Annotated in this window: 20 protein-coding genes; 9 read left to right on the forward strand and 11 right to left on the reverse strand. The window is 58.7% G+C overall.

Annotation, left to right across the window (positions count from 1 at the left end):
* The first annotated feature begins 238 nt into the window (after nt 1-238).
* The 5 genes from ACYZUC_RS28515 to ACYZUC_RS28535 all read left to right on the forward strand — a co-directional run bounded on the left by ACYZUC_RS28515 (nt 239) and on the right by ACYZUC_RS28535 (nt 2,938).
* Entirely contained in the window at nt 239-955 is a 717-nt protein-coding gene (locus ACYZUC_RS28515; protein ID WP_461991915.1) for an FKBP-type peptidyl-prolyl cis-trans isomerase, read from the forward strand.
* 293 nt (nt 956-1,248) lie between these two features.
* A complete protein-coding gene (locus tag ACYZUC_RS28520) occupies nt 1,249-1,704 on the forward strand; it encodes a YkvA family protein (RefSeq protein WP_461991917.1) in 456 nt (151 codons plus the stop codon).
* 113 nt (nt 1,705-1,817) lie between these two features.
* Nucleotides 1,818-2,159, forward strand: coding sequence for a helix-turn-helix domain-containing protein (locus tag ACYZUC_RS28525; RefSeq protein ID WP_461991919.1), 342 nt, complete (start codon nt 1,818-1,820; stop codon nt 2,157-2,159).
* Nucleotides 2,156-2,527 carry a hypothetical protein gene (locus tag ACYZUC_RS28530; RefSeq protein ID WP_003223109.1) on the forward strand — a complete coding sequence of 124 codons (372 nt, stop codon included), beginning with the start codon at nt 2,156-2,158 and terminating at the stop codon, nt 2,525-2,527. Before ACYZUC_RS28525 ends, ACYZUC_RS28530 begins: the two co-directional genes overlap by 4 nt.
* Nucleotides 2,528-2,938: an SEL1-like repeat protein gene (locus ACYZUC_RS28535; protein WP_461991921.1), complete on the forward strand. Its 411-nt coding sequence runs from the start codon at nt 2,528-2,530 to the stop codon at nt 2,936-2,938.
* Between the two features lie 120 nt (nt 2,939-3,058).
* On the opposite strand, the gene ACYZUC_RS28540 is transcribed toward ACYZUC_RS28535, so the two are convergent.
* Together ACYZUC_RS28540 and ACYZUC_RS28545 are read right to left on the reverse strand one after the other, a co-directional pair.
* Entirely contained in the window at nt 3,059-4,849 is a 1,791-nt protein-coding gene (locus ACYZUC_RS28540; RefSeq protein ID WP_461991923.1) for a bifunctional diguanylate cyclase/phosphodiesterase, read from the reverse strand.
* Between the two features lie 132 nt (nt 4,850-4,981).
* The gene (locus tag ACYZUC_RS28545; protein ID WP_461996777.1) at nt 4,982-7,063 is read right to left on the reverse strand and encodes a carboxy terminal-processing peptidase; all 2,082 of its coding nucleotides are present in this window, start codon (nt 7,061-7,063) and stop codon (nt 4,982-4,984) included.
* Between the two features lie 138 nt (nt 7,064-7,201).
* Between ACYZUC_RS28545 and ACYZUC_RS28550 the strand changes: the two genes are divergently transcribed.
* Nucleotides 7,202-8,164, forward strand: coding sequence for a zinc-binding dehydrogenase (locus ACYZUC_RS28550; protein WP_461991925.1), 963 nt, complete (start codon nt 7,202-7,204; stop codon nt 8,162-8,164).
* A 118-nt stretch (nt 8,165-8,282) separates the two neighbouring features.
* Here the strand turns inward: ACYZUC_RS28550 and ACYZUC_RS28555 are convergent, their stop codons facing one another.
* The 6 genes from ACYZUC_RS28555 to ACYZUC_RS28580 form a co-directional block, all read right to left on the reverse strand.
* Nucleotides 8,283-8,936: an HAD family hydrolase gene (locus ACYZUC_RS28555; protein WP_008040903.1), complete on the reverse strand. Its 654-nt coding sequence runs from the start codon at nt 8,934-8,936 to the stop codon at nt 8,283-8,285.
* 34 nt (nt 8,937-8,970) lie between these two features.
* Nucleotides 8,971-9,960, reverse strand: coding sequence for an ABC transporter ATP-binding protein (locus ACYZUC_RS28560; protein ID WP_008030381.1), 990 nt, complete (start codon nt 9,958-9,960; stop codon nt 8,971-8,973).
* Complete coding sequence (locus ACYZUC_RS28565; protein WP_461991928.1) at nt 9,957-10,757, reverse strand: ABC transporter permease; 801 nt, start codon at nt 10,755-10,757, stop codon at nt 9,957-9,959. The genes ACYZUC_RS28560 and ACYZUC_RS28565 overlap by 4 nt, the downstream gene beginning before the upstream one ends.
* A complete protein-coding gene (locus tag ACYZUC_RS28570; RefSeq protein WP_280164038.1) occupies nt 10,744-11,580 on the reverse strand; it encodes an ABC transporter permease in 837 nt (278 codons plus the stop codon). Before ACYZUC_RS28570 ends, ACYZUC_RS28565 begins: the two co-directional genes overlap by 14 nt.
* Nucleotides 11,581-11,585: 5 nt before the next feature.
* The gene (locus tag ACYZUC_RS28575) at nt 11,586-12,392 is read right to left on the reverse strand and encodes an alkaline phosphatase family protein (RefSeq protein WP_461991930.1); all 807 of its coding nucleotides are present in this window, start codon (nt 12,390-12,392) and stop codon (nt 11,586-11,588) included.
* Nucleotides 12,393-12,513: 121 nt separating this feature from the next.
* A complete protein-coding gene (locus ACYZUC_RS28580; RefSeq protein ID WP_461991932.1) occupies nt 12,514-13,578 on the reverse strand; it encodes an ABC transporter substrate-binding protein in 1,065 nt (354 codons plus the stop codon).
* A 349-nt stretch (nt 13,579-13,927) separates the two neighbouring features.
* Between ACYZUC_RS28580 and ACYZUC_RS28585 the strand changes: the two genes are divergently transcribed.
* Nucleotides 13,928-14,641 (forward strand): UTRA domain-containing protein, encoded by a 714-nt coding sequence (locus tag ACYZUC_RS28585; RefSeq protein WP_008030372.1) that lies wholly within the window; start codon nt 13,928-13,930, stop codon nt 14,639-14,641.
* Nucleotides 14,642-14,670: 29 nt separating this feature from the next.
* On the opposite strand, the gene ACYZUC_RS28590 is transcribed toward ACYZUC_RS28585, so the two are convergent.
* Entirely contained in the window at nt 14,671-15,438 is a 768-nt protein-coding gene (locus ACYZUC_RS28590; protein WP_192419337.1) for a DODA-type extradiol aromatic ring-opening family dioxygenase, read from the reverse strand.
* Between the two features lie 102 nt (nt 15,439-15,540).
* Between ACYZUC_RS28590 and ACYZUC_RS28595 the strand changes: the two genes are divergently transcribed.
* Nucleotides 15,541-16,197 (forward strand): thiopurine S-methyltransferase, encoded by a 657-nt coding sequence (locus ACYZUC_RS28595; RefSeq protein ID WP_461991934.1) that lies wholly within the window; start codon nt 15,541-15,543, stop codon nt 16,195-16,197.
* 172 nt (nt 16,198-16,369) lie between these two features.
* Here the strand turns inward: ACYZUC_RS28595 and htpX are convergent, their stop codons facing one another.
* On the reverse strand, nt 16,370-17,257 hold the full coding sequence (htpX, locus tag ACYZUC_RS28600) for a protease HtpX (protein ID WP_008030365.1): 888 nt from the start codon (nt 17,255-17,257) through the stop codon (nt 16,370-16,372).
* Nucleotides 17,258-17,575: 318 nt separating this feature from the next.
* Nucleotides 17,576-18,787, reverse strand: coding sequence for a pyridoxal phosphate-dependent aminotransferase (locus ACYZUC_RS28605; protein WP_008030363.1), 1,212 nt, complete (start codon nt 18,785-18,787; stop codon nt 17,576-17,578).
* A 226-nt stretch (nt 18,788-19,013) separates the two neighbouring features.
* On the opposite strand from ACYZUC_RS28605, the gene msrB reads away from it, so the two are divergent.
* Nucleotides 19,014-19,409, forward strand: a complete 396-nt coding sequence (gene msrB, locus ACYZUC_RS28610) for a peptide-methionine (R)-S-oxide reductase MsrB (protein WP_461996778.1) — start codon at nt 19,014-19,016, stop codon at nt 19,407-19,409.
* Nucleotides 19,410-19,501 lie beyond the last annotated feature (92 nt).

Consider the following 19,501-nt stretch of genomic DNA (forward strand, 5'->3'; position numbering starts at 1 on the left):
TATGCCTCAGCTGCAATCGTGGGGCAAGTGGCCATTACTTCAGTTGTTGTGGGACGAAGCAGTCGTCCCTGTGGGGCGAAGATGACAGAAGCTTCATCATCCGATTCCGGAAATGCGTTAAAACACCTGAACTTATCAGAAGTTTCCTGCTCTCATGCCGGTAGCCATTGGTCGTGGCCGCCTGATAAGCTCGCGGCTTTACTCGATTGCCCTTTAGGCGCATGAACAAGGAAATAGCATGAAACAGCATCGGTTGGCGGCGGCGGTGGCCCTGGTTAGCCTGGTACTTGCGGGTTGCGACTCGCAGACCAGCGTAGAGCTGAAAACCCCGGCGCAAAAAGCTTCCTACGGGATTGGCCTGAACATGGGCAAGAGCCTGGCTCAGGAAGGCATGGATGATCTGGACTCCAAAGCCGTTGCCCAGGGCATTGAAGATGCCGTCGGCAAGAAAGAACAGAAACTGAAGGACGACGAGTTGGTCGAAGCCTTCGCAGCACTGCAGAAGCGTGCTGAAGAACGTATGGCCAAAATGAGTGAAGAGTCGGCAGCCGCCGGCAAGAAATTCCTCGAAGACAACGCCAAGAAAGCCGGTGTCACCACCACTGCTTCGGGCCTGCAGTACGAAGTGGTCAAGAAAGCTGATGGCGCACAGCCTAAGCCGACCGACGTGGTGACTGTTCACTACACCGGCACCCTGACCAACGGCACCGTGTTCGACAGCTCCGTCGAGCGTGGCAGCCCGATCGATCTGCCGGTCAGCGGCGTGATTCCGGGTTGGGTCGAAGGCCTGCAACTGATGCACGTTGGCGAGAAGTACAAGCTGTTCATCCCTAGCGAGCTGGCTTACGGTGCCCAAAGCCCAAGCCCGGCGATTCCAGCCAACTCGGTGCTGGTATTCGACCTGGAACTGCTGGCGATCAAGGATCCGGCAAAACAAGACGACGCTGCCAAGTAATTAGCGTTTGTCCTGACAACAACGCCTCGCTTATGCGGGGCGTTGTTGCATCTGGCGTCCGGCAAGGGTAAACAAAGCGAACGGATGTTTCAGGCTGGAGTCATAGCCATTGAGAGCGCCTGCGCTAGCCGCGCCGAAGCGCCAAGTCAATGAAATCTTGGGTTTTTTTATGTGAGTAAAAAACGCCCGATCTGAGTTGAGCCCTTATGAAACGGGGCTTTCAGCCGTGAAATGCAGCTCTGTTCACAAGGTTATCCACAATTTGTGTGGATAACATTTCAGCGGGAGGAATGATGAAAGCACCCTGGAATTTCGCTCGTTTCCTGCCACTGGCCGGACGTCTGCTCGCTCGTGGGCGTTTGCCGACGTTACTGTTCGCGGTAGCCAGCAAAGGTGCCAGCCAGGGCAACCGTTTGGGTAAGCTCAAAGACGACCTGCGTTTGTTGCAGGCGTTGTGCCTGGCTTACTGGCGCGGTGAATACCGGGCCATCAGCCCTAAAGCGCTGATCTCGGTGGTGGCAGGCCTGATGTATTTCCTGAGCCCGGTGGATGCGATTCCGGATTTCATTCCGGTGTTCGGCATGCTCGATGACATCGCCGTGCTCGCCTGGCTGATGAAGGTTCTCGACGACGAGCTCAACGCCTTCCGCGCCTGGCGCAATCGCCAGTTGCCGGAGAAGCTCGCGGTGGTCGAGCGTTTGCCCGATACCCCGGAACAACTTCAGCTGCAGGGCCCGAAAAAAACCTGAGTCGATTCAGGATCATCCCTATATTCATACCCCCGCGACCTTGGCCGCTGTTAGGATTACACTTCTAAGGAAAAGCGCCGACTCGCTAAGTGTCGTTGTCCTACGGGGAAGTCATGGATATTCAGATAATCACACGCGAAGGCGAGCCCGAGTATGCGGTTGTTCCGTGGGCTCAATATCAGGCTCTACTCAAAGCAGCAGGCATCGATCAGCAACCGCGGCGCGAGGCTCCGGTGCATCGCGCGGCCACACCAGACCAGATTCTTCCGGGTCTGGATCAACTACGCAGTTTGCGCGAAGGGAAGGGCATCGCCATTGAGGCGCTGGCCCGCACGGTAGGCATCAGCCCGTCTTATCTGGCCTTGATCGAAAGCGGCGAGCGTCAACCCGACGCAGCGATTCGCCGCAGTCTGGCCTGGGAATTGACGGTGCCAGGGTGGAGGGAAGAATCGTGAGCGTACGCATCAGTCGTCAACATTGGGACGGGTTGCTTGGCGAGCTGGATCAGGCGCGCCGCCAGCGTCATTTACTGACCTACCGCGCGTTGCTTGAGCGCCTGCAATTGCCGACGCCGGCCATGCAAACCCTGACCGCAGCTCTTGAACACCTGGCCGCATTGGACGCCAAGGCCGAGCAGCCACTGCGCAGCTCGCTGGTCATCAGCCAGGGCGCCAGTCGCCTGCCGCGCACCGGTTTTTTCGAATGTGTCGAGCGCCTGGGGCGTTTCTCCGGGCCGTCCGATGGTGTCGCCGCCGCCTCGTGGCATGCCTCGGAAGTGGTGCGAGTGTTCGAATACGAGTACCCCGAATCGGCGGAAGCCTGAGTGTTTTTAAAGCTCAAGGCGCGGGCCGGTTACTGGCTGGCTCGCCGGTTGTTTCACTGGTCGTGGTTTGTGCGTCAGCCACGCTGCTGGAGTTGGCTTGAAGGCCAGCTTGCACGCATGGCGAATCTGGGCGATGTCGACGCTCAAAGCTTCTATGGCCACATTCTGGCCTTTCGCGGCGTGGGCCTTGGGGCTCGTGGGGAAGGTGTCCGCTTGCTGCGCCTGGCGGCGTTGGCGGGGGATGGCAAGGCGGCGTATCAGGTGGGGGTGATCAGTCTGGCCGGGACGGCGAGCAAGGCTCCGGATCCGGATGAGGCTGCCCGGTTTTGGGCGATGGCTGCCAAGGCTGGGCATCCGTTGGCTGAGATCAAACTGAAAGAGTTGGCTGCTCGCGGTCCTTTGGATAGTTAGTGGCTGATCCGACGCCTTCGCGGGCAAGTCGGACCGCCGCACCGCTCGCTCCTACAGGGAATCTTCAGTGCGCATAGATTTCTGTAGGAGCGAGGCTTGCCCGCGAAGGCGTCAGCCCCATCACCGCTGCCCAACCAGCAATTCATCCTCTCGCTTCGGCACCGTCAGACTATCAATCACATGCACGCTGTACCCCGGCACATTCTTCGCGTGGTGTTTAGCCTGTGACGCCATCTCCGCCAACTGGCTGGCATCGAGTTGTCCACAGGCCTGTGGATGCAAATGCACTACGCCGATCGACAGCGATAACAACGGAAATTCCTGGCGCACGCCCTGGCGATTCGGGGCGATGAAGCAGCCGGCTTCCAGGTGTTCGCTGCGGTAGAAGCGTCGGCATTGGCTCTGGAAGTCGTCGAGCAACTGGTTCAAACGTTTGCGCCAGTCTTCCGGCCCGAGCACCAGCAGGAAATCATCACCGCCGATATGGCCGACAAAGTCGCGGGACGGGTCGACGCGATCATTCAGACATTGCGCCAGGCACAGCAGGACTTCGTCCCCGCGGCCGTAGCCGTAGATGTCGTTGAAGGGTTTGAAGCTGTCGATGTCTACGTAGCAGATCACCGATTCCCTTTGCTGTTGCAACAGGCGCGTCAGGCATTGCTGGATTGGCACGTTGCCCGGCAGCAGGGTCAGCGGGTTGGCGTAACGGGCTTGCTGGATCTTCAGTTCAGTAATCAGCTTCAGTACGTCGATGACCCGACCCAGTCCCAGATAGCCGCCGTTGAGAGTGATGATGAAGTCTTCCTCGATGCGCTGCCGGGCGCGGCTAGTGATCAGGCGGCTGACTTGTTGCAGCGACTGGCTCATCTCGACGGCGAGAAAGTCGTCGTTCATCAATCGGCTGATGGGCTTGCGGGCAAAGAGGTCGGTGGCAAAGGGTTTGAGCAGGGCGTCCGACAGCGAATGCCGATGAACGATGCCGCAGGGGTGGCCTTGCTCATCTAGCACTGCCAGTGAGTTCAGGTTGGCCTGGCGACGGAAGGCTTCCAGCACCGTGGCAGTCGGCGTATCCCGCGCGACCGCTGGCTGATCGATCAAAAGAGCACTGAGGTCACTGCCTTCATCGTTCAGCGCCACCGCAGAGCTGTCCTGTTTGGGCATCAGGTTTCGCGCTTCCCTTGGCGGGTGTTCTTGAGGGCGGCAAAGCAAGTAACCCTGGACCAGATCGACGCCCATATCGGTCAACACCGCGAGCTCCTCCGGCAGCTCGATACCTTCAGCAATCACTTGTGCCCGAGAGGCTTTGGCGATTTGCATGATGGAGCCGACAAATTCACGCTTGAGCGCATCCTGATGGATGCCGTCGATGAAGTGCCGATCGATCTTCACGTAGTCCGGCCGCAGCTCGGACCACAGGCGCAGGCTCGAATAACCGGCGCCCAAATCATCCAGCGCAATGGAAAAGCCCATCGCCCGATAGTGATGCAGCGCGTTTTGCAGCAGCTGGAAATCGTCGGTCGGCGTCTGTTCCGTCAGTTCGATGACTACCTGGCTGGGCGGTATGCCGAAATCCTGCAGCAGTTGCAGGGTCCGACCCGGTTGGTGAGCCGCTTCGAGCAGCGATTCCGGCGACACGTTGAGAAAGAGCTTTCCCGGCAGTTGTTGCTCATTGAAGCGCCGGCAAGCGCTCTCGCGGCAGGCAATTTCCAGCTCGTTCAAACGACCGGCCTGGCGGGCGACGGCAAACAAGGCGATGGGCGAGTGCAGCGGGCTATTGGAGGGGCCACGGCTGAGAGCTTCGTAACCGATGATCTGTCGTTCAGAGAGCGAAATGATTGGCTGGAACAGGCTGTGCAAACCGCTTTGAGTCAATATTGAACTCAACGCACTCAGCTGTTCGGTAGTGGTCATGGCGGTCTCTGGCGAAAAAAAAAGGACTGAGAGCCAAAGCTCTCAGTCCCGTATTTCACGACAGAATGATGACTGTTTGATGACGCTAAGGGGGCGTCAGCATTAAATTGCCATCATCGTGCTTGTAACAACTTAGTGTTTGGCAACCGCGGTGTTGAGTTTCAGGTAGTCCAGCAGAATCCGACCGGTCTCGCTCAGGTAGGCATCGTCTTCTGGTTTGACCTTGTCCGGCTCGGCCGCAGCAACGTCTTCGTCTTCTTTCTTCAGCTCTTTGAGCGGCTCTTCGCCCTTGGCCTTGCGACGGATGTTTTCCATCGCAAGCTGCTTGGCTTCGATATCCGCGTGTTGGGCGCGACGCTCGGCTTCATTGAGGCTGACGGTTTTTTCTGCCATCAGTTTCTGCGCCAAGGCCAGTTTGTCGCGGATGAACACGAACTCCGCGTCTTTGGCCGAACGTAAGTCATGCTCGGATTTGAGCTGCGAAATGTATGGCTTGAACGGGTCGACCGCAGGCTTGATGGCCGCGCGGATGGTGTCCCACGGCATGGCTTCCGGCAGGGCGCTCTCGCCGATTTCCTTGGTGTCGATGATCGACGGGTAATCGATGTCAGGCAGTACGCCCTGATGCTGGGTGCTCTGGCCGGAAACCCGGTAGAACTTGGCCAGGGTCAGTTTCAGTTCGCCATGGTTCAGCGGCTGAATGGTCTGCACGGTGCCTTTGCCGAAGGTCTGGCCGCCAATGATCAGTGCGCGATGGTAGTCCTGCATGGCGCCGGCGAAAATCTCCGAAGCCGAGGCGGACAGGCGGTTGACCAGCAACGCCATCGGGCCTTTGTAGAACGCGCCCGGGTTTTCATCTTCCAGCACATCAACGCGGCCATCGGCGTTACGCACGAGCACGGTCGGACCTTTGTCGATGAACAGACTGGTCAGCTCGGTGGCTTCCTGCAAGGAGCCGCCGCCGTTGTTGCGCAGGTCGATGACCACGCCGTCGACCTTGTCTTTCTGCAATTCGGTCAGCAGTTTCTTGACGTCGCGCGTGGTGCTCTTGTAGTCCGGATCGCCGGCACGGAAGGCCTTGAAGTCGAGGTAGAAGGCTGGAATCTCGATGACGCCGAGTTTGTAGTCCTTGCCATCCTGTTTCAGGTTGAGGACCGACTTTTTCACCGCCTGGTCTTCAAGCTTCACCGCTTCGCGGGTGATCGGCACGATCTTGGAGGTCTGGTCGTTCGGCGCATTGCTGGCCGGGATAACTTCCAGTCGCACCACGGTGCCTTTCGGACCACGGATCAGCTTGACCACTTCATCGAGGCGCCAGCCGACCACATCGACCATCTCTTTGTTGCCCTGGGCAACGCCGATGATCTTGTCGGCCGGTGCGACCTGCTTGGTCTTGTCGGCAGGGCCAGCTGGCACCAGACGCACGACTTTCACCTGGTCGTTGTCGCTCTGCAACACAGCGCCGATGCCTTCGAGGGACAGGCTCATGTTGATGTCGAAGTTTTCCGCGTTATCCGGCGACAGATAGTTGGTGTGCGGGTCGTAGGACATGGCGAAGGTGTTGATGTACGCCTGGAAGATGTCTTCCGGACGGGTCTGGTCCAGGCGCGAGAGCTGATTCTTGTAACGCTTGGTCAGCGTTTCCTGAATCTGCTTGGGCTCTTTGCCAGCAATCTTCATCCGCAGCACTTCGTCCTTGACGCGTTTGCGCCACAGGTCGTCGAGCTCTGCGGTGGACTTGAGCCAAGGCGCGTCCTTGCGATCGATCAGCAAGGTTTCCTTGGTGGTGAAGTCGATCTTGTCGACGCCCTTGTTCAGCTCCGCAAGGGCAAAGTCCAGACGCGCTTTTACGCGGTCCAGGTAGCGCTTGTAGATGGTGAACCCGGCGTTGAGGTCGCCGCTTTTGAGGAAGTCGTCGAACTGGGTTTTCCACTTGTCGAATTCGGCAATGTCGCTGGCCATGAAGTAGCTGCGCGACGGATCCAGCAGCTTGAGGTAGCTGTCATAGATGATCACGGAGCGCGCGTCATCGAGCGGCGGCTTGCTGTAATGGTGACGCTTGAGCAACTCGACGACATTCAGACTGGCGATCACTTCGTCACGATCTGGCTGAAGCTTGTCCCAGCTATTGGCTGCGAACGTATTGCTCGACATCGGCATCAGGCCGATACCAATAAATAGGGCGAGGGCGGTGCTGGGGAACAGATGCTTCATGCTGATTCGACGCGGGGACAATTGATAACGCATATTAGGCCGTCTTTGAAGTCGCCGGTACCACAAGGGCCGGTCGCATAATGCAAAAAGCCCGGCGCTACAGCTTCGGGCTCAGTCCAGACTCACTATGGAGGCACTGTGAAAGCATTGCAAGGCGTTGACGGTCAAGTGGAGTGGGTTGAAGAGCCCGGTCCTACATGCGATGTAGGGCAAGTTCGCATTCGCGTGGCGGCAGCGGGCCTCAATCGCGCCGATTTGTTACAGAAGGCGGGCCTTTATCCGCCACCGCCGGGGGCCAGTCAGGTACTGGGTCTTGAGTGTTCCGGGGTGATCAGTGAGGTCGGCCCGGGCTCGTCCTGGCAGGTCGGTGATCGGGTCTGCGCCTTGCTGGCCGGGGGCGGGATGGCCGAAGAGGTGGTTGTCGACGGACGGCATGTGCTGCCGGTCCCCGAAGGATTGTCCCTGGCCGAGGCGGCAGCGCTACCCGAAGTCTATGCGACCGTCTGGCTGAATTTGTTTCAATTGGCTGCGCTCAAACCGGGTGAGAAAGTTCTTCTTCACGCCGGAGCAAGTGGAATCGGTTCAGCTGCCATTCAGCTGTGCAAGGCGTTTGGCAACCCATGCTGGGTCAGTGTCGGTTCTGCCGAGCGTCTGGCTTATTGCGAAGCATTGGGTGCACAGGGTGGTGTGGTGCGCACCGATGATCTGGACAGCTTGAGCGACCTGGGGCCGTTCGATGTGATTCTCGACCCGGTCGGCGGCAACTACGCCGCGCTGAACCTGAAGCTGCTGGCGCGCGATGGTCGTTGGGTGCTGATTGGCCTGATGGGCGGCCGTGAGGCAAAACTGGATCTGGCGCAGGTGCTGGCCAAACGCGTGCAGTTGCTGGGTTCGACCTTGCGCAGCCGTGACAATCAGTTCAAGGCGGATTTGTTCAGTGACTTACGCCAGCATGTCTGGCCGTTGTTTGCCGAAGGGCGATTGAGCCCGCAGTTGGCGAAGACCTTCCCAATCAAGGATGCCGAAGCGGCATTTGCCGAGTTGGCGACGAACAAGGTGGCGGGGAAGTTGGTGTTGGTGATCGACGAAAGCCTGACCTGAGGTCTGGTACGGCGTCATCCTTGTAGGAGCTGGCTTGCCGGCGATTCAGACGATGCGGTCTACAGGGTCTCCGCGTTATCGTTCATCGCTGGCAAGCCAGCTCCTACAGGGGTCTGCGTTATTTCCAGAGGTGGATCGGCCAGCCGGCTTTTTCGGCGTGCTCGAGCAATACCGGATCAGGGTTCACCACGTGTGGGAAATCTACCTTCAGCAACAGCGGCAAATCGTTACGTGAGTCGGAATAGAAACTCGCGCCCTCCAGGTTTTCCTCTTCCGCATCCAGCCATTCCAGTAAACGGGTGATCTTGCCTTCGCGGTAGGTCAGTGTGCCGACGGTGTTGCCGCTATAGACCCCATGCAGCACTTCCAGCTCGATGCCCAGAATCTCGTCGATGCCCAGGCGGTCAGCAATCGGCCTGACCAGGTGCGTTCCCGACGCCGAAATCACCAGAATCCGGTCACCGGCCTTGCGATGGGCTGCGATGGCTTTGGTGGCGTCGCTGAAGATGATCGGCTCGATGAAGTCTTCCACCCACGGTCCGACCAAGTGGTCGACCTCTTCGGGGGTGCGCCCGATCATCGGTTCGAGGCTGAAGGCCATGTACTCCTCCATGCGCAACTTGCCGTGGCTGTAAGCGTCCATCAGTTCGTTGTTCTGACGCATGAACGACTCGGGGTCGACCCAGCCCAGCCGGCCCATCTGTTCGCTCCAGAGGGTGGCGCAGTCGCCGTGGATCAGGGTTTCGTCCAGATCAAAAATTGCCAGGGCCATCAGTGCAGTTCTCTCTTCAACATCAGCAAAGTCATCAGGCTACCTCACACAGGGCCGTCGGATCGATGGAAAGCGCCAGACGCTGACCATCGGGGTGCAGATCGGCCGCCGAGCGGTTGAGCACATCCACCACCAATTCCACGCCCCGGGCCTCGATCCGGTAGCGAATCACGTTGCCCAGCAGGCTGTGGCTGCGCACTTGTGCGTCAAGTTCGCCGTTCAGGCTCAGTTCGATGGCTTCCGGGCGAATTGCGATGCGATGCGTAATCGGTCGTTGCAGCAATTTCGAGGCGTTGTCGGCGTCGAGCAGGTTGTAGTTGCCGATAAAGCCGGCAGCGAACACATCCACCGGCGCGGTGTAGAGGGTTTCGGCGTCGCCGCTCTGTACGATCTTTCCCTGATTCATCAGGAAAATCCGGTCAGACATGGTCAGCGCTTCTTCCTGATCGTGTGTGACGAAGATCGTGGTCAGGCCGAGCTCGCGCTGGATCTGACGGATCTGTTCGCGCAAATGCTTGCGAATCCGCGCATCAAGGGCCGACAGCGGTTCGTCCAGCAGCAACAGGCGTGGACGGGTCACCAATGAGCGGGCGAGGGCGACGCGCTGGCATTGACCGCCGGACAGTTGGTGCGGATAACGGGCGGCGAAATCGTTGAGCTCCACCAGTTTCAGCACTTCGGCAACGCGCTTTTGGCTGTCGTCGCTGTTGACCTTCTGCATGCGCAGACCAAAGGCGACGTTTTGCTCCACGGTCATGTTCGGGAACAGCGCATAGCTTTGGAACACCATGCCGATCCCGCGTTTCTGCGGGCTCAGCGGCACGATGTCGACACCATCGAGCAAGATCTTGCCGCCATCTACCGAGGTCAGCCCGGCGATGCAGCGCAGCAGCGTGGATTTGCCGCAACCGGACGGGCCGAGCAGGGTGACGAATTCGCCCTTCTGGATTTCGCAGTTGATGTCGCTGAATACGGTGGTGCCTGCATAGTTTTTCTGCAGATGTTGGACGCTGACATAGCTCATTCGCTTTTGTCCTTGTTCAAGATATTGGCCGCCCAGGTCAGAACCAGTACGAAGAAGAAGTAGGAAATCACCAGCGCACTGGTGAAGTGGCCGCTGCTGTTACGCATGTTGTTGAGGTAGACCTGCAGGGTTTCGTAGCGGGTGCCGACGAGGATGTTGGCGAACACGAACTCACCGAACAGGAACGAGAACGACAGCAGCAACGCGACCATCAGACCCTTGCGCAGGTTCGGCAGCACCACCAGGAATGCCGCCTGAAAAGTGCTGGCACCGAGCAGTTGGGCGGCGTCCATCAGGTCGCGCAGGTTGATCGCTTGCAGGTTGTTGGTGATCGCCCGGTACATGAACGGCAGCGCCACGGTGAAGTAGCAGCCAATCAGAATCCATGGCGTGCCGACCATCGCGAACGGCCCCGAACCGTAAAGCTGCAACAGCCCCACCGACGACACCACCGGCGGCACCGCGAAGGGCAGCAGGATCAGGATGTTCATCAGCGCATCGAGTTTCGGGAAGTGGTAATGCACCACGAACAGCAGCGGCAGGATCAGCACCACCGACAGGATCAGCGCACCGATGCAGACCAGCAGCGATTGGCCAAAAGCACTCAGGAATCGCGGATCGCTCCACAGCTGCACATACCATTTGACGGTGAAGCCGCTGGGCAGAATGGTCGCCGACCAACTGCTGGCAATCGAGTAGACCAGCGTGCCAACCAGTGGCAGCAACAGAATGGCAAACAGCAGGTAAACCACGACGCGGTGATAGATACCGACGGGGCCCAATTCAGCGCGAGACATGGTAGCTCCTCTTCAACAGCAGCTGATGCACGATGGTGACCAGGGTCATCAACGCCACCAGCACAACGGCCAGCGCACTGGCGAGGTTCGGGTCCAGGGAAATGTCACCGGAGACCATGGCCGCAATACGGATCGGCAGCACGTTGAAGTTGCCGGTGGTCAGTGCGTAAACCGTGGCGTAGGCGCCGAGGGCGTTGGCCAGCAGGATCACGAAGGTGCCGAGCAGTGCCGGCGTCAGCACCGGCAAACCGATGTGTCGCCAGAACTGCCAGCCGTTGGCGCCCAGCAGCGCGGCAGATTCACGCCAGTCCTCGCGCAGGGCGTCGAAGGCCGGGTAGAGCAGCAGCACACCGAGGGGGATCTGGAAATACGTGTAGAGAATAATCAGCCCGGTTTTCGAGTACAGGTTGAAATCCTGAATGATCCCGGCCTGCTTGAGCATGATGGTGATGCTGCCGTTGAAACCCAGCAGGATGATGAACGCGAAGGCCAAAGGCACGCCGGCAAAGTTGCTGGTCATGTTGGCGAAGGCGTTGACGAAGTTACGCAGCTTCGAGTCGACACGACGCAGGGAATAAGCGCCGAGCACCGCGATGATGATCCCGAACACGCTGGACCAGAAACTGATCTCCAGGCTGTACTGGATCGCCTGCAAATAGAACTTCGAATTGAAGATCTTGGTGAAGTTGGCCAGGCCCCAACCGAACTCTTCCGATTGCAGGCTGTTGATCATCACCCAGACGAGCGGGGCGATCTCGAACACGATAAAGAACAGTGCAAAGGGCACGAGGCACAAGGCCGCCAGCCATTTGCCGCGAGTCATGGCATTCACTTGAGCAGCTCCCGGCACACTGGTTTGTCGTGGGCCACGCCCAGCAGTTCGCAGACGGTGCCGCAGATGTCTGTCTGTTTCGGTTTAGCGCTGGCGTTGAGGCTGAAGGCGTCGCCGAGCACGAACAGTGGCACTTCGCGTTCTTCCGGCAACAGGCCGTTGTGGGAGCGGTCGTTGTTCATGCCGTGGTCGGCGGTCACCAGCACTTGGTAACCGGCGTCGAGCCAGCCTTGCAGGTAGTCGGCGAGGATAATGTCCGCCGAGCGGGCGCTGTTGCGGTATTGCGCGGTGTCGAGGCCGTGCTTGTGCCCGGCGTCGTCGATATTCATGGGGTGCACCAGGAGAAAATTCGGTGCGTGGCGCAGGCGCAGGTGTTCTGCGTCGGAGAACAGGTGCGAGTCCGGATAGTGATCGTTCCAATAGAAATGACCGTGCTGGATCGGCAATTCGGGGGCGTCGGTGTGACGGTCCCGGGCGGCCACGAACGGCGAACGGTTGTACAGCTCACTGACCCAGTGATAAGCCGCCGCAGCGGTTTTCAGGCCCGCTTCGCTGGCGTAGTGATAAATGCTGCGTTGGTTGGACAGGCGCGAAACGTTGTTGTGAACGATGCCGCTATCGATCGGCGTGACGCCGGTCAGGATGCATTCATACAGCGGACGGGACAGGGCCGGCAGTTCGCACTCCAGTTTGTAGAGTGCCGCGCGTCCTGCGCCGACGTAAGCCTGCAGGTGCCCCATGGCGTGGCGCGCAACCTCGTAATTGAGGCCGTCGAGCACGACAAGGATGACGTTGTGCTTCATAGGGGCGGGACTCCGCGAAACAGATGGTTTGTAGGAGTCGGCTTGCTGGCGATCCATGCGCCGCGGTCTGTCTGAGCACCGCAGTGATGTCATCGCCAGCAAGCCGGCTCCTACAGGGGGGTTACTTCATCTCGACGATGACTTCTTCGTTCCACTTCTGCGGCAGAGCCTTGGAAGTTTTTTCCCACGCATCCGCGTCTTTGATCGGCGTGACCTTTTTGTACTGCTCGTTCGGCAGCAGCTTGGCCTGGACTTCGGCTGGCAGGGTCAGGTGCTCGGCACGGATCGGACGGGCGTTACCCTTGGCCAGGTTGATCTGACCGGCATCGCTGAAGATGTATTCACGAGCCAGTTTGGCGGCGTTCGGGTTCTTGGCGTATTTGTTGATGATGGTGGTGTAACCGGAAATCACCGAACCATCGGAGGGGATCAACACCACGTAGTCATCCGGATTGGCCATCTTGGCCTTGTAGCTCAGACCGTTGAAGTCCCAGACCACACCGACCTCGATTTCACCCTTTTCCATGGTGGCAATCGTCGGGTTGGCCATGGACAGGCGGCCTTGCTTGGCAATGTCAGCGAACAGCGCCAGGGCAGGCTGAAGGTTTTTCTCGTCGCCGCCGTTGGCAAGGGCAGCCGCCAGAACGCCGTTGGCGGCCTGAGCAGCGGTGCTCACGTCACCGATGGATACTTTGTATTTACCGGTTTTAAGGTCGGCCCATTTGGTCGGGGCTTCCGAACCGTGCAGCAGCTTTTTGTTGACGATGAACGCGATGGTGCCGGTGTAGGCCAGTGCCCAGTTGCCGTCCTTATCCTTCGCCCAGGCAGGCACCTGATCCCAGGTGCTTGGCTTGTACGGTTGCACCACGCCTTGCTTGACCGCGATAGGGCCGAACGCTGCACCGACGTCGCCGATGTCGGCCGTGGCGTTGTCTTTTTCAGCGGCGAACTTGGCGATTTCCTGCGCCGAGCTCATGTCGGTGTCGATGTGTTTCAGGCCGTAGTTCTTGGCCAGGTCTTCCCAGGTGCCTTTCCAGTTGGCCCAGTCATCGGGCATGCCGACGCTGTTGACCGCACCTTCCGCTTTCGCAGCGGCTTCGAGGGTTTTCAAATCATCAGCCGCCATGGCGGCGGTGCACATGGCAATGGTCGAACCTAACAGTGATGCCAGGAAAAGCTTTTTCATCCGAAGCTCCTTTGGGCGTTTTCAACGCTGCGATTGCGGTTGTGTTGGTCTAGGTCAGCAATACCTGAGCCAATCTAGGCGCCCCTGATGACATTTTGATGTCGACCAGCGGTCCGTCTGCATTTTCTTCAGATCAACGCTCAGGCTTGCGAGTAAGCGTAGACCATGGCTAAAGAACTGATATGAAAGGACTTGGCCGTTAAATTGCACACGTTTGACTGCACCGTTCAGCGTCTTTGTCATCTGTCAGTCATGTGCAGTGCCTAGGCTTGCTGAAAGTTGACGGAGTCGTTTCAAATGACGGTTCTGCTCCGAAACAGTGCTGGTCTAGTCCAGATAGGTAACGTTGATGCGCATCGAGACAACCAAAGCGGTGACAGCCATCGGGCAGGTTCTTCAGGAACAGCTCGACCACGGCCTGTTGGCGCCTGGCAGCAAGCTACCGGCGGAGCGCAAGCTCAGTGAGTTGTTCGGCACGACACGCATTACCGTGCGCGAAGCGTTGTTGCAGCTGGAGGCCCAAGGGCAGATTTATCGCGAAGAGCGCCGGGGCTGGTTCGTGTCGCCACCGCGCCTGGCTTACAACCTGATGCAGCGCAGCCACTTTCACGCGATGGTCAGCGCTCAAGGGCGGGTGCCGTCTACCGAGGTGATTTCGGCACGCTTGCAGCCTGCGTCGGCAGCGGTCTGTGCCTGGTTGCAGTTGCCGGCGTTGTCGAGCGTGATTCAGATCTGCCGAGCACGGCGAATTGATGAACGGCTGGTGTTGTACGTGGAGCACTACCTCAATCCGCAGTATTTCCCGGGGATTCTGGAGTTTGACCTGAATCAGTCGATCACCGAGCTGTACGCGCGGCATTACGATTTGCATTACGGGCGGGTGCGCTTCGAGATCGTGCCGACGGCGTTGTCGGTGGATGCGGCGGCGGCGTTACGGGTGTCGGTCGGCAGCCCGGGATTGCGCATCGCTCGGGTCAATTACGACCAACACGAACGGTTGATCGATTGTGACCTGGAGTTCTGGCGGCACGATGCGATCCATGTCGGTGTTGATGTGGTCTGAGCCTGGCCGCCGCAGGCCTCGGTTTTTCATTACCCGAAGCGGTAAATGTCCATGCCCAGCGCGCCCATGGTGAAACCCTGGTGGCTGACGCTGAATGCCCCGCCGGCACTGCGGGCAAAGTACAACGGCAACAAATGTTCATCGCTCGGGTGGTTGCGCACGGCGTTAGGTGCTTGCTGGCGATAGTCGTGTAACGCGGCTTCGTCGTTGGCCTCAAGTTTCTCGATCATCCAGTCGCGAAACACCTTCGCCCACGGTTCGACACTTTCCGGGCCAGCGTGCCAGTCCAGTTCGCGCAGGTTGTGGGTGATGCTGCCCGAACCGATCAACAGCACGCCGTGTTCGCGCAAGCTGCTCAGGGCATGGCCGACGCGGGTTTGCAGCGCAGGACCGCCGCGTGTGGGCAGCGAGACTTGCACCACCGGGATATCCGCCTGCGGATACATCAACGACAACGGCACCCAGACGCCATGGTCGAAGGGCCGTTTGCTGTCGATGCGAGCTGGCAGGTCACTGCGCTTCAGCAACTCGACAACCTCAGCGGCCAGTTGTGGATCGCCGGGTGCCGGGTATTGCACCTCGAACAACGCCTTGGGAAAGCCGCCGAAGTCATGCCAGGTTTCAGGCTGTGGATTGCCGCTGACCAGCAATTCATTACTTTCCCAATGCGCGGAAACAATCACGATGGCCCGGGGTTTCGGCAATTCGGCAGCCAGGCGCGCGAGGGCCGGCCCACTGGCACCGGGTTCCAGTGCCAGCATGGGTGAGCCATGAGAGATGTAAAGGCTGGGGAACATGAAGGAGCTCCTGAGAGTAAGATGGGCCCATCTTCAGTCAGATCATTGATCTAAATCTAATATAAGTTTTAGGGTGTTTTGATCGAATTTTCGGAGATATTTATGCAGCCGGAGTTTTGGCACAAGCGGTGGCAGTCGAATCAGATCGGCTTCCATCTGCCGCAGGTGAACCCTTATCTGCAACGTTTCTGGCCGCAATTGGGGCTGGAGGAGGGGGCGCGCGTACTGGTGCCGTTGTGTGGGAAAAGTCTGGATTTGTTGTGGCTGGCGCACCAGGGTCATGAAGTCCTGGGAATTGAGCTGTCGGAAAAGGCTGTCGAAGATTTCTTCAGCGAACATCACTTTGACCCGAACGTCACTGAGCAGGGGCCCTTCAAGGTCTATCGCGCAGGCTCGATCGAGTTGTGGTGTGGTGATTTCTTCGAGTTGACTGCCGGCGATGTTGCCGATTGCGCGGGCCTGTACGACCGGGCGGCACTGATCGCTCTGCCGCCGGCCATGCGTGAGCAATACGCGGCTCATTTGAACCGGATTCTGCCAAAGGATGCGTTGGGGCTTTTGATCACGCTGGATTACGACCAGACGCAAAAGGACGGACCGCCGTTTGCCGTGCTTGATGATGAAGTGCAGCGGTTGTTCGGGGCTGTGTGGTCGTTGAAGATTCTTGAGGATCAGGACGTACTTGATGAAAGCCCGAAGTTCATCGAGAGCGGCGTGACACGGCTTGAGGAGCGGGTTTATCGGGTTTCCAGCCGGTAAGTTGTGTTGATTGTGCTGGCCTCATCGCGAGCAGGCTCACTCCCACAGTTGACCGCAATCTCCTGTAGGAGCGAGGCTTGCCCGCGAAGAGGTCCTGATGAACACCGCATTAATCAAGCAGACAAAAAAAGGCCCGCATCACTGCGGGCCTTTTCTTTTAGTGCCGAGCCTGTCAGCCCCGACGACGCAATGCGTCGATGCGCTCTTCCAGCGGCGGGTGGCTCATGAACATGCGGGCGAACCCCTGTTTGATGCCACCGTTGATGCCGAAAGCGTTCAGGGTGTCCGGCATGTGCACCGGCAGCCCTTGTTCCGCACGCAGGCGTTGCAGTGCGCCAATCATCGCGTTGGTGCCCGCCAGGCGCGCACCGGCTTCGTCGGCACGGAACTCGCGTTTGCGCGAGAACCACATGACGATGGAGCTGGCCAGAATGCCCAGCACCAGTTCGGCGAAGATGGTCGCGATGTAGTAGGCGATGCCCTGGCCTTCTTCGTTCTTGAAGATCACCTTGTCGACAAAGTTGCCGATGATCCGCGCGAAGAACATGACGAAGGTGTTCACCACGCCCTGGATCAGCGCCAGTGTGACCATGTCACCATTGGCCACGTGACCGATTTCGTGGGCCAGAACGGCTTTCACTTCATCCGGCGAGAATCGCTCGAGCAAGCCCTGGCTGACCGCGACCAGTGCATCGTTCTTGTTCCAGCCAGTGGCGAACGCGTTCGCCTCGTAGGCCGGGAAAATCCCGACTTCCGGCATCTTGATCCCGGCTTCGCGAGACAGTTGCTCGACCGTTTGCAGCAGCCATTGCTCGTGACGTGTGCGCGGCTGGGTGATGATTTGGGTGCTGGTGCTCATCTTCGCCATCCACTTGGAGATGAACAGCGAGAACAGGGAACCGGCAAAACCAAAGACCGCACAGAAAATCAGCAGCTGATTGAGGTTGAGATCAACCCCATTGGCCGCCATGAACCCGTTGAAGCCGAAAAGGCTCAGGGTGATGCTGGCAATCAGCACGACCGCCAGGTTAGTGGCCAAAAACAGCAGGATGCGCATCATGGTTGTAGAAATCTCCTTTTGCTAAAGATGTAGCGTACTGCGGGGTATATAAGGTGCTGCAACGGGCTATTCAACCGGGTGACTATTTCAAACTGTGTCCTACAGCAACAGTCTAGCCGCTTGCAGGGCATTTCCGACGTGGGCAGGGGAAGTGTTTGTCAGCCGATTCGCGTTGCGGGCCCCGTGATTGTTGGACACGGTCACGAAGCTCGCAACCGGGCAGCGATTGCAGTGGGGATGCTCGGCGAGGCTTAAAGATATGTTGCTGAATTAATCCTCGTGCGACTTTCGTGGAAAAGTCGCACGCGGCCAGACCGATTACTGGCGATAGGATTTGAGGAAGTTGCCGATTCGTCCGATGGCCATGTCCAGGTCGTCGACGCGCGGCAGGGTCACGACGCGGAAGTGGTCCGGCCATGGCCAGTTGAAAGCGGTGCCTTGAACCACCAGCAGCTTTTCCGACAGCAGCAGGTCGAGCACGAATTTTTCGTCGTTGTGGATCGGGCAGACTTTCGGGTCGATGCGCGGGAACGCATACAGTGCGCCCATCGGCTTGACGCAGCTCACACCGGGAATGTCGTTAAGCAATTCCCAGGTACGGTTGCGTTGTTCCAGCAGGCGACCTTGCGGCAGGACCAGATCGTTGATGCTCTGATAACCCCCGAGGGCGGTCTGGATCGCGTGCTGGCTCGGCACGTTGGCACACAGGCGCATGTTCGCCAGCATGTCGATGCCTTCGATGTAGCTTTGCGCGTGGTGTTTCGGACCGGAGATAGCAATCCAGCCGGAACGGAAACCGGCCACGCGGTAGGACTTGGACAGACCGTTGAAGGTCAGGCACAGCAGGTCCGGGGCCAGGGACGCGGTGCAGATGTGCACGGCATCGTCGTACAGGATCTTGTCGTAGATCTCGTCGGAAAACACCACCAGGTTGTGCTGGCGGGCCAGTTCCAGCATGCCCAGCAGGACTTCCTTCGAATACACCGCGCCGGTCGGGTTGTTCGGGTTGATGATCACCAGCGCTTTGGTGTTCGGGGTGATCTTGGCCTTGATGTCGGCCAGGTCGGGCCACCAGTTGGCTTGCTCGTCGCACAGGTAATGCACCGGGTTGCCGCCCGACAGGCTCACGGCAGCGGTCCACAGCGGGTAGTCCGGAGCCGGCACCAACACTTCGTCGCCGTTGTTGAGCAACGCTTGCATCGACATCACGATCAGCTCGGAAACGCCGTTGCCCAGGTAAATGTCTTCAATGCCGACGCCTTCTACCTGCTTCTGCTGGTAGTACTGCATGACGGCTTTACGCGCGCTGAACAGGCCTTTGGAATCGCTGTAGCCCTGAGCGGTCGGCAGGTTGCGGATCACGTCCTGGAGGATTTCATCCGGCGCTTCGAAACCAAAAGGCGCCGGGTTGCCGATGTTCAGCTTGAGGATGCGATGGCCTTCCTCTTCCAGGCGTTTGGCGTGCTTGAGCACTGGGCCGCGAATGTCGTAGCAGACGTTGGCGAGCTTGTTCGATTTGCTGACCTGCATGGCGATGTGTTCCCGAAAATGAACGATCCAGGCGGTGTATGAACTACCGTACTGGGAATCCTGCGTATTCACACAGGCCTGGCGCCTTGAGAGGCAGCACCCATAAATCCGTTTGAATGCGCGTGGTCTGGCTGCCAGACTGGCGTTTGACGAGGCGCAATCATACGTGCCGCCCGATCCGTGGAAAAGGTACAGATCGGGCTTTTTCAGCTGCTGAGGTGTGATGATGGAAAAGTTGGAAAAAACCCTGGAAGAATGGCGGGCCATGCTCGATCCGGAGCAGTACAACGTTTGCCGCCTCAAGGGCACCGAACGGCCGTTTTCCGGCAAGTACAACGGCACCAAAACCGACGGTGTTTACCACTGCATCTGCTGCAATGAGCCGCTGTTCGACTCAAAAACCAAATTTGACTCCGGCTGCGGCTGGCCAAGTTTCTATGCGCCGATCGGCGACAGCGCCATGACTGAAATCCGTGATGTCAGTCACGGCATGATCCGTACCGAAGTGGTCTGCGCCAAATGCGATGCACACCTGGGGCATGTGTTCCCGGATGGTCCACCGCCGACTGGCCTGCGGTATTGCATCAATTCGGTGTGCCTGGATCTCGTTCCGCGCGATTAATCAGGTTCTATCTCAATTCCTGTAGGAGCCGGCTTGCTGGCGATGGTGTGTCAGCTACGTTGATGTGGGCTGACACACCATCGCCAGCAAGT

Source organism: Pseudomonas sp. GT1P32 (assembly GCF_054897805.1).